At 37.8% G+C, this 10,634-nt stretch carries 9 protein-coding genes; all 9 read left to right on the top strand.

The window, feature by feature from the left end:
* The first annotated feature begins 9 nt into the window (after positions 1-9).
* The 9 genes from CWR48_RS16440 (at position 10) to CWR48_RS16400 (ending at position 10,384) form a co-directional block, all read left to right on the top strand.
* Positions 10-267: an EsaB/YukD family protein gene (locus tag CWR48_RS16440; RefSeq protein WP_115774417.1), complete on the top strand. Its 258-nt coding sequence runs from the start codon at positions 10-12 to the stop codon at positions 265-267.
* 233 nt (positions 268-500) lie between these two features.
* Positions 501-1,763 carry a type VII secretion protein EssB gene (essB, locus tag CWR48_RS16435; protein ID WP_115774416.1) on the top strand — a complete coding sequence of 421 codons (1,263 nt, stop codon included), beginning with the start codon at positions 501-503 and terminating at the stop codon, positions 1,761-1,763.
* Positions 1,764-1,802: 39 nt separating this feature from the next.
* Complete coding sequence (gene essC / locus CWR48_RS16430) at positions 1,803-6,302, top strand: type VII secretion protein EssC (protein ID WP_115774415.1); 4,500 nt, start codon at positions 1,803-1,805, stop codon at positions 6,300-6,302.
* A gap of 18 nt (positions 6,303-6,320) precedes the next feature.
* On the top strand, positions 6,321-6,710 hold the full coding sequence (locus CWR48_RS16425) for a hypothetical protein (RefSeq protein ID WP_115774414.1): 390 nt from the start codon (positions 6,321-6,323) through the stop codon (positions 6,708-6,710).
* On the top strand, positions 6,703-7,002 hold the full coding sequence (locus CWR48_RS16420) for a WXG100 family type VII secretion target (protein WP_115774413.1): 300 nt from the start codon (positions 6,703-6,705) through the stop codon (positions 7,000-7,002). The genes CWR48_RS16425 and CWR48_RS16420 overlap by 8 nt, the downstream gene beginning before the upstream one ends.
* A complete protein-coding gene (locus tag CWR48_RS16415; protein ID WP_115774412.1) occupies positions 6,999-7,703 on the top strand; it encodes a DUF5081 family protein in 705 nt (234 codons plus the stop codon). The genes CWR48_RS16420 and CWR48_RS16415 overlap by 4 nt, the downstream gene beginning before the upstream one ends.
* Positions 7,704-8,030, top strand: coding sequence for a hypothetical protein (locus CWR48_RS16410; protein WP_115774411.1), 327 nt, complete (start codon positions 7,704-7,706; stop codon positions 8,028-8,030).
* 2 nt (positions 8,031-8,032) lie between these two features.
* Complete coding sequence (locus tag CWR48_RS16405; RefSeq protein ID WP_115774410.1) at positions 8,033-9,916, top strand: hypothetical protein; 1,884 nt, start codon at positions 8,033-8,035, stop codon at positions 9,914-9,916.
* 81 nt (positions 9,917-9,997) lie between these two features.
* On the top strand, positions 9,998-10,384 hold the full coding sequence (locus tag CWR48_RS16400; protein WP_115774409.1) for a hypothetical protein: 387 nt from the start codon (positions 9,998-10,000) through the stop codon (positions 10,382-10,384).
* Positions 10,385-10,634 lie beyond the last annotated feature (250 nt).

Below are 10,634 nucleotides of genomic sequence, written 5' to 3'. Positions count from 1 at the left end.
GATTAGAGAATGGCTCAAGTGACACATATTAATGTGACGATGGATTTTAGAAAACGAGTAGATGACGGGCAAATGTATGATCTGCGAATTCCAATTCAAGTCACTGTTAAACAATTACTTCAGAATGTAATGGATACGTTAAATATCGAGTATGATGCTAGTGCACGCTGTTCCATAAAAGTAATTACGAAGGATCTGCTCATCACAGATGATGATAGTTTAATTGATTATCCAGTAACAGATGGGGATATATTAGTGGTTCTATAAGAGGATGTTCAAAAAGTCCGGTAAAAATGACACATCGGTGTTTCTAGTTGGCTTGCTTTTCCGCTACTCACGCTAAAACAGTCAAGGAACTTCTATTAAAACGGCCCACGTCCTGTGGAAGCCCGTTGCGGGGAGCTACGCCGCCTCGAACTGCTCGGTCCTTTTTATCCTCCTATTTGAACACGTACTATAAGGAAATATTAAGCTGTATTTTTGCGAAGGAGTCAATGGCCATGAAGGAAAAAACGATACAGTTTGAAAACGTATCACTTCAGTTTGTGATAGAGAAAAACAATTGGAATTTAAAAATGCCAAAATCGCATACAAGCGTGAAGGATATTCGTCAGATGGATCTTCTAAAAGACCCTTCTGACCAATTTGCACCAATTACAATCGATGATGAAGAGGATTCATTCCTCTTTTCATTCTATTTGGATCCAGATAAAAAGCGGTGGAAGCAGATTCAAGAACTGAACAGAAATGAAAAATTGCGGATTTTATGCAATATGACCAAATTAGACAGATATTTGGCCAGCCGAATAAATTTCTTCCTTCATCCGGATAACCTCGTATTCGATGATAATTTAATGCCTGTGGTAATTTATAGAGGAATTCGTGACTTGGTCCCACCTTATGAAATGGATGAATCTGCGTTCTTGAAGCAATTTAAATGCTTTATTATTGCACTCTTCTCTAAAAAATATACTTTTGATGATCTTTATAACGGGTCATTGCAGAATGCAAAAGAGATGGAGTTTGAGCGTCAGGTAAATGAAATAAGAGAACTTGCTCCGTTAAAAGCATTTCTGAATGAAAGTTATAAAAAGGAACAAAAGAAGACAGAAAAAACAATGGAGGTAGTACCTACCAAGCGTTTTAGTCTGTTCAAACGACTTTCCATCATCATGATCATCGTATCGATTTTATTAATTATCCCCCTCATATATTATGGTTTTATTAATAGTCCTTTTCAGAATAAATTGCTGGAATCTCATGGTGAGTTTCTTGCTACAGATTATGGAGGCGTGATAGCAACATTAGAAAAGGAAAACCCAGAGAATTTTCCGAACCAAACAAAATACATATTAGCTAATTCATATATCAATGTTGAGAACCTTTCTGAAGGAGAAAAAGAATCCATACTAAAAAATGTCAGCTTGAAAAGTGATCAGAACTATTTGCTTTATTGGATTTACAATGGGCGCGGGCAATTTGAAGAGTCCTTAGAAAAGGCAAAATACATCGATGATCCTCAACTGATTATGTATGGTCTTATTAAGCAAATAGAACAAGCGAAGAACAATCCTGAATTGTCTGGTACGGAACGAGATGATTTAGTAAATAAACTTGGAGATCAGCTAAACAAATACATCGAAGACTATAACTTGGATCCTGATGAAGATGGTCAACTAGAGGATGCGAAAATGGAAGAAGAAAACACAAAGGAACAAGAAGAAACGAATGGGAACCAAGATGCAAATAATAGTGAGAGCTAAAGTCAACCTTGATAGACTGGATTAGAGAGGAAGCAAAAGATGGCAATGAAAATACTCATGATAGCCTATAATAATGAACTGCATAAATGCCATTTATTCAAAAATATACAAAAGCAAGTAACGATAAGCAACGAATGGTCAGCTTCGATTACGTTTTCTTCTATTGATCGTTCCTACACAGTGGAATGGGATGGAATCCATTGTGATGTAGACGGGAAGCAAATTCAAGATCAATTAAGCATCGAGGTTTCGGGTCAAACGATGGATTTTTATTTAATCAATGCAGAAGAAACGTATTTGTATGATATTGCTGGCAAAACAGCTGTAACCTTTAGTGCAAATGAATATGATGATATCCATACAGACCAATTGATGGCGGATTTTGTTTTAATTAGAGAAGACCCGAGTCTAGCCTTTCATTTAGAAATTCAACAGGGAAATGTTTACCATAATTTTTCACTCGAGAAAGGCAGCATAACGTTAGCGCCTGGTGATCAATTATTTGTGGGTGGTATGATCATCATTGTTAATGATCTAACGATTCAAGTAATTACTGCTAAGCAATTCCGTACCAAATTGGTGGAGCTAGTGGAAATGAAAAATCTTTACGATGGGGAGTACCCGGACTATCATCGTTCTCCAAGAATCATTTATCGGGAACCGATTGATAAACGTACGATAGCAAAACCATCTCAAAAACCATCTAAACCAAGCGAACAATTGGCTCGAACGATTGTGCCGCCACTAGTTATGATTGCAGCGCTCGTTCTTATTTCGCTCGTTCAACCAAGAGGCATATACATAATGGTAATGCTTTCAATGACGGTTGTAACGATTATTTTTTCCATCACCTCCTATATGAAAAGTGTAAAACAGTATAAAGAAAATATGAAGGATAGAAAAGAGAGCTATAAGGCTTATTTACAACGTAAGACAAAGGAATTATTTCTTACAAGTGAAGAACAGCGACATGCATTGATGTTTCATTATCCGGGTGTAGAAGAAATCAGAGATATGGCTGTAGGTGTGAAAGCACGCATTTTTGAAAAGACGATGTATCATCATGATTTCTTAAGTTTTCGCACTGGTCTTGGTAAGGTTAAATCCAGCTTCGATATTGAATTTAATGAAGAGGAATTTACACAGGAAAAGGATGAGCTTGTAGATGCTGCAAGGTTATTACTTTCACAATATAAAGAGATTGAAGAGGTGCCTGTAGTTACTTCCTTAATGAAGGGACCTGTTGGCTATATCGGTCAAAGAAAGCTCGTATTAGAGCAATTGCAATTATTGATTATGCAACTTTCCTTGTTTCATAGCTATCATGATGTACAATTCATTACGGTTTTCCCAGAGGAAGAAAAAGAGGAATGGCAATGGATGCGCTGGCTGCCACACGCAAGTGTACGGGATGTAAATGTTCGTGGCTTTGTTTACCATGAGCGGTCCCGGGATCAGGTCCTTCATTCACTTTATCAGCTATTGAAAGAACGAAAGCAAGTGCTGGATGAAAACACGAATAAACATGAGAAAACCTATTTTTCACCGCATTACATCGTGTTTATTACAGATGAGAAATTAATTTTGGATCATACGATTATGGAATTCTTTAATGAGGATCCAAGTGAAATGGGTGTATCGCTAATATTTGTTCAGGATGTCATGCATGCATTACCAGAGCATGTAAAAACGGTAATTGATATTCGGGATTCGAATGACGGTAAAATCATTTTGGAAGAAGGAGAACTTGTAAATAAGGAATTTACACCAGACCATTTTCCTGAAGGTTTTAATAAAGAAGTAATCTCTCGAGCACTAGCACCAATTAACCATCTGCAAAATTTAAAGAACTCAATACCAGAAAGTGTTACATTTCTTGAAATGTATGGAGTGGAAAAGGTTGAAGAATTGGCAATTTCTGAACGCTGGAATGTAAATGAAACATACAAGAGCCTGGCAGTTCCACTCGGTCTTCGGGGCAAGGAGGATATTGTACAGCTAAATTTACATGAGAAGGCACATGGTCCCCATGGCTTAGTTGCTGGTACGACTGGTTCAGGTAAATCTGAAATTATTCAATCTTATATTTTATCTCTTGCAGTTAACTTTCACCCATACGAAGTGGCATTCTTACTTATTGACTATAAGGGTGGCGGGATGGCAAATTTATTCAAAAACATGCCACATTTACTTGGAACAATTACGAACTTGGACAGGGCACAATCGATGCGTGCACTTGCATCGATAAAAGCAGAATTACAGAAAAGGCAGCGACTTTTCGGTGAACATAATGTCAATCATATTAACCAATATCAAAAACTTTATAAGCAAGGGAAGGCAAAGGAAGCCATGCCACATCTATTCCTGATCTCAGACGAATTCGCGGAATTGAAATCGGAACAACCAGATTTTATGAAAGAGCTTGTCTCAACAGCGAGAATCGGCCGCTCATTAGGGATACATCTTATCCTAGCAACACAAAAGCCGAGTGGTGTTGTCGACGATCAAATCTGGTCGAATTCGAAATTCAAGCTTGCACTTAAAGTACAAAATGCTGGTGATTCCAATGAGATACTAAAAACACCAGACGCTGCAGAAATTACGTTAGCGGGTCGTGCTTATTTACAAGTAGGGAATAACGAGATCTATGAGTTATTTCAAAGTGCATGGAGTGGAGCGGACTATGTACCTGACAAAGAGGATCAGGAATATGTGGATACTACCATTTACGCCATTAATGATCTTGGACAATATGATATTTTGACAGAGGATTTAAGTGGATTAGAACATAAAGAAGTAGTTGAAAAAACACCGACAGAACTCGATGCAGTAATTGATTATATTGCCGACTATACGGAAAAACAGCAGATTGAGCCGTTAGCGCGTCCATGGCTGCCACCCCTTCCAGAACGGATTTTTGCTCAGGACCTGCATCCAGTATCGTTTAAGGAAGCATGGCACGAGCCGAAGAAGCCATTAAGAGCGACAATTGGTCTATTAGATCAACCTGAATTACAGGCACAAACACCGTTAACACTTGATTTATCGAAAGATGGACATATCGCTGTTTTCTCAAGCCCTGGATATGGAAAGTCAACTTTTTTACAAACGGTCGTAATGGACTTAGTTCGTCAGCACAATCCAGAACATTTACATGTATACTTACTCGATTTTGGAACAAATGGTCTATTGCCATTGAAGAACATTCCACATGTTGCGGATACTATCTTAGTAGATGAAGTAGAAAAGGTAGGTAAACTGATTCGTTTATTATCAAATAAAATAAAAGAACGCAAACAGAAGCTTAGTAAATATGGTGTAGCCAATATTGAGATGTATGAGAAGGCTAGTGGCGAGATGGTTCCTAACATATGCATCGTGATAGATAACTTTGATTCTGTTCGCGATACAGATTTCTCAGAGGAATTTGAGAAATTAATGACACAAATCGCACGTGAAGGCTCAAGTATTGGTTTACACTTGGCAATTAGCGCTGGAAGACAAGGTGCAATGCGGATGCCATTGCTCTCCAACATAAAAACACAAATTGCACTCTACTTAATTGAATCAACAGAAGTGCGGTCCATTGTGGGAAGAACAGATATTGAATTAGAAGAAATATCTGGTCGTGGTCTCGTTAAACTGGAGGAACCAGCATTGTTTCAGACAATGTTACCGACGAAAGGTGAAGGAGCACTGGAGATCATTGATTCGATTCAAGAGATTGCGAAAGAAATGGACGCGTATTGGGCAGGAGAGCGGCCTGAGGAAATACCAATGGTTCCTGAAAAACTACTATATACAGAATTCATTAAGGATCAAAAGACGAAAGCTATCATTACTGAGGGAGGAATCCCGTTTGCGGTAGACTTTGAAGTAGTGGAACCTGTTGATCTAGATGTAACAAGGGATCAAAATACATTAATTTTAGGTGATTTACTCGATCCTGTAGAGCAAACATTCTTGACATTAATTACTAGTATTTCAATGAATGAACGAATGGATGTAGGGTTGGTAGATAACGCTTCTGTAACATTTGGTAAATATAAAGAGTATGTAGATATTTATGCAGACGGTGCAACTGCTTTGGAGGAATTTGTAGAGCGGGTTCAAAACCTATTTGAGGCAAGACAAGATGCAATTCGAGAGGTACAGAATACCGCTCATGGGCAAGCAACGATAAGTAAATTTACCAAAGAGATTCGACCTATGATCGTGTTAGTAACCGACGTATCATATGTCATTGAGACCTTGTCGTTAACCGCTCAAACTACTTTTGCAAAACTTATCGAAAACGGATCACGAATGGGTATTCACTTTATCATTGGAGCTGTCCACAGTTCCATTGATCGATTGTATGATGATATTACGCAAATGGTTAAGAAGCAGAAAAACGGTGTCGTTATTGGAAGAGTATCGGATCAAAATATTTTGGAAGTTGTTAATCGACCATATCGAGAGAAAGGCTTGCTTCCATATGAAGCTTATTATATTCAACATGGTAAGGCAGAAAAAATAAAAATTGCAGCACCTTTTTAATATAAAGGAGTGATTCATATGTTTGGTTGGTTCAGAACGGACGCAGAGAAGAAAAGAGATGACTATCATAAGCTCTATCAAAAATTGCAGGATGCAAAAGCAGAACATGACAAAAAGGTTAGAGAAGCGGAGGGAGCATATTCAAGTTATGTTCATACGGTCCCTTTTCTATCTAATTCCAAAATACCTTCCAATGATTTTGAGGTAAAACGCGAGGAATTAAATCGAGAATTAAACAGGTATTTTGATTACGAAAAGAATAAAAGAAGTGAACTCGCGAATGCAGCTACACAAGCCTATCAGCGGTATGAATATTACAAAAACCTGGCAATCAAAGAAGCAGAGGCGGAAAGAGCCGAGAGGGAAAAAGAAATGAAAGAGAGATTGGAGCGGATGAGAAATGGGTGATGTTAGAATTGATGGTCGCAAACTGAATGAAGCGAAAGTAGCAGCACAAGCAGTGGAGAAATCCATTAATGCATCTTATCAGCAATGTGAGCAGCTGCTATCTTTTGTTCAATCTGCAAAGTGGAGTGGAAAGTCGCGGGATAGTTTTATTAGCTACCTTGATATTATTTATCAGTATCATAACGATTTAAAGTCAGCAGTAGCGCTACAAAAAAAGGCCTTAAATAATCTGGATCGTTATGTAGATGATTTTAGCAAGGACAGCTCTGTGAAAGAAGTGAGAAACCTATGACGACATATCACGCAACAGATGCATTTAGTGTACCGGAACTTTATTTATTAGCGGCAGCATTCGGAGGAAATGTACTTTTCGGTCTTCCTGAAAAACAGATTTACCAATTAAGAGGGCAAGAAGTATTTGACGAAGCACATAAACGGTTAATAGAAAAAGAAATCCTAACAGCAGATGGGAAAATAACAAAGGCTGGAGCAATGATTATTCAAGCAATGGAATATTACCATCAGAGTAAAAAGTACGTTCGAATCAATAATTTGATGTTTGCATTCAGTGAGCATAATGATGATGAATTAATTTTAATGATCGAAATAGAAGAGCAATCTTTATATAAACTATTTGTCGTTTCCAAAGCAATTGTTTTAAAAATGCTGGGAGAAAAGTTTCCGATTATCTCGAGAGAACCTCAGGAAAAAGAAAAAAGCTTTCTAAAAGAGGAATTGTCGCATCAAGAAAGACATGAAACGGAACAATTAGAACTAGGTAATATGCTCACCAATCTTGAAATGTTTCATTTGAGTGAAGCGCGTCAGGAAATTACGAACCCGGCCTATTATCAGCAGTGGCTAATTTTTACGAAGAATGAAAAGTTAATTATGGTAGATGCTGTTCAAAGAAAATATTATCATGCAAGTCAATACTGGTTTTTAAAAGTACTCTTTGATGAAATGGAATTTCCTTACAAGGAGGCACAATAAATGTCCAATATAGCAGTAGGGGGTACAGGGGCGAACATAACCCTTAACCCAGATGAGATGACCACCATTTTCAATCAGTTACAGGATATTATAACGGAACTGGAGAGCAATGTAACACCCAACATTAACAAGTTAGGAAAGCTGAACTACTATGAAGCTGGAAAGGCAAAAGAAGCAATAGAAGTTTATGCAGAAGCAAATGAAAAGTTAATGGATTTATATGATAACTATGTCCGGGCATCAACGCTAGTAATTGATATTCTAAACACAATGATAGAAACAGACCAAGCAGTCGCAGAACAGATCATTGCGAAATTGGAGGTTTGACTATGGATGTAAAATACATTGCAGCGGACTGGGAGAAGATGAAATCAGGAATAGGCGATCTAGTAGGGTTAGGTCGCTGGGGAAAAGGAATGATTGATAACCTCAAAGATGTTACCGCGAACCTGGAAGACGCAGCATCCGATATCGGCAAATATGATAGTGATGGCGTTATTTCCTTTTCCCATATCGACCGGGAAAGTAAGTACCAGGAATTCTTTGATGATTTTAAAGTAATGCACAACTTTACAGGTAAAGTTGGTGATATCGTAGACCGCACGATTGATCAGCCATTCTATGAAGATATCGATGCATTTGTAGAAGCAATGCGAAATGCGACAATCTCCAGCTATACAACTAAAAATCGAATTGGGGTGACCGAGGAACAATATATTTACTATGGACCAGGTGTGCAGGAAAAACGGGAAGTCCCTAAAACCGAAGTGAGCCTAGAAGACTTGTTCAGCGGGGATACTTTTTATGGGGACCAATTGAAGATTGAATATGACACCTGGAAGGCGCAAAATCCCGAACAGGAATTTTCTTTCGAAGAATATCAAATGGCAGCTGTAAATATGAATGCATTTGAATACGAATCGATTAAAGACCAACAGCATAACAAAGAATTCTGGGTGAATATCGCTGCGCTGGTTGTCATTGTCGGAGTTGCAGTAGTTTGTCCGCCAGCTGGTTTGATACTTGGAGGAGTATATGGTGGCTTAGAATTAGGCTCTGCAATCTCGGGGGAAGATTGGAGTTCTGGTAGAGAACTAGATACTGGCGAACGCTGGTTCCGCGGGGCATTAGCGCCTCTGGATATCATCCCTGGTGTAGCTGGAATCAAGAAATTCAGTAGTGGCGTACGAGTTGCCAATCAAGCAGCGAATATGGGACAATTTGGTTTGAAAGCGGGAATAAAAACAAGTGTTAAGCGAGAATTGAATCGTGCTGGGAACATGGTGATTGAAGCTAGTAAACAATCGAGTGTTCGCTTGCGAAATGCGGAAGCAGTGATAAAAGATACGACCAAGCTAGCCAAAGATAAATTAGCGAGAGATGCAATAGAGCTTGGGAGAGCTGCAGATACTACATGGACGAACGTGAAGAACATTATACCGACTCGAAATATGGTAGCGATGGATGGGGTTGGAAACGTCCGTATACCTGCGGAGAATACACATTTCTTTGAAGGAAAGGTTAAGAATGCGTTGAGTAAAGGAGAGGAGATAGGCGGAGTAACTAAAGTTCTAGACCCTTCCGTTTCGCCAAAGGCCTTTAAAAATCAAATAAGTGAAATATTACAAAAGTACGATTGGAACATAGAAAAATTTCAACAAGTAAAATTAAAACCAATTGACGAACTAACCGAGACAGAACTCGTCATTATGAAAGAAATAAGAGAATCGGTTCCAAGGCCTACTCCAGATACAATATTGCAAAAAACAATACCTGCTCATGACATAGAGAAATATTTAAATGGAGATTATTATGAGTTAGGAGGTTATCTTGCAAAGGCTGATGATGTCGATCATATCAAAAGCTATGATGATGTAGTGGAATCCTTCCGATTAGATTATTCTTTCCCAGATGGGTGGAGACCATTTCCAGAAGGTGGGACTACATACGGGAAAATCAAATTTAATTCTATAAACATAAATGAAGATCAACTTAAAATTCCAACCGGAAAGAGATTAGGAGGGAATAATGATGATGGACCTCCTTGTACTCTTAATGGGTTTACAGGCTCAAGAAACGGAGAAGTTATTCCGGAGTGGAAATATGAAGGTAGATATATTCCAGAAGATGGTGCAGAATTATATATAATTGAAAATGGTAAAGAAAGGTTATTGGCTATTTATGAGTTAGGCCGTTTTCAACCATTAAAATAGCATTAGTTTCTAACTGGGTTTTAAGTTGACGGAGTATATTAAGGAATAAAAAATATAAGGAAAGAAGGAGTGCTGATAATAATGATAAAAAAGGGACACTACGGAATTTATAACGGGACAGAATATATATTAACTAGAGCTATGGATGGAAATCTTTATATAGGTACGAGAGATTTATCGAAAGTCAGAGATGGTTTTATCGATAAGCACGGAACTGGTGCATATAAAAAGAGAATTAAATTAGAAGAGTTAACAGATTATTACACAATAGAACCAATAGCAGAATATAAGGGGCATCAATTTGACATAAGTCCTCGTGAACGGAATGGAAAAGTCTCTCTAGGGACTGGAAATAATAGTTTAGCAAAAAAATATGATTTTAAAATGATAGATAAATATTATTACGAAAAGTGGGTTCCAAAGGAAGAAGTAACGATTATAGAAAAAAGAAGAGATATCAAATTATAGTATTTATACACAATCTAAGAAGAATATATGTTGGGGTAAATATCTATTAATTATGAAAAGGGTGAGGAGGGGAATTGTTTATTCTTTTCCCTGCCCTATTGTTTTATTGTAAACAGAAACGAAACTAATGGAAAAACAAGTGAACATATGGTGCATATAAAGGGAAAACTTAATGAAAAAGCAGGGGAATTATGGTATTTACAATAGGAAAGAATATAGGATAACTAGAAACATGGATGGGAAAGAAAAA

It is taken from the genome of Oceanobacillus arenosus, from assembly GCF_003369575.1.
In the GTDB taxonomy this organism is placed as follows: Bacteria; Bacillota; Bacilli; order Bacillales; family Amphibacillaceae; genus Oceanobacillus; species Oceanobacillus arenosus.
Note: the sequence above shows the minus strand (reverse complement) of the source record. Positions and strands in the feature narration are given on the sequence as shown.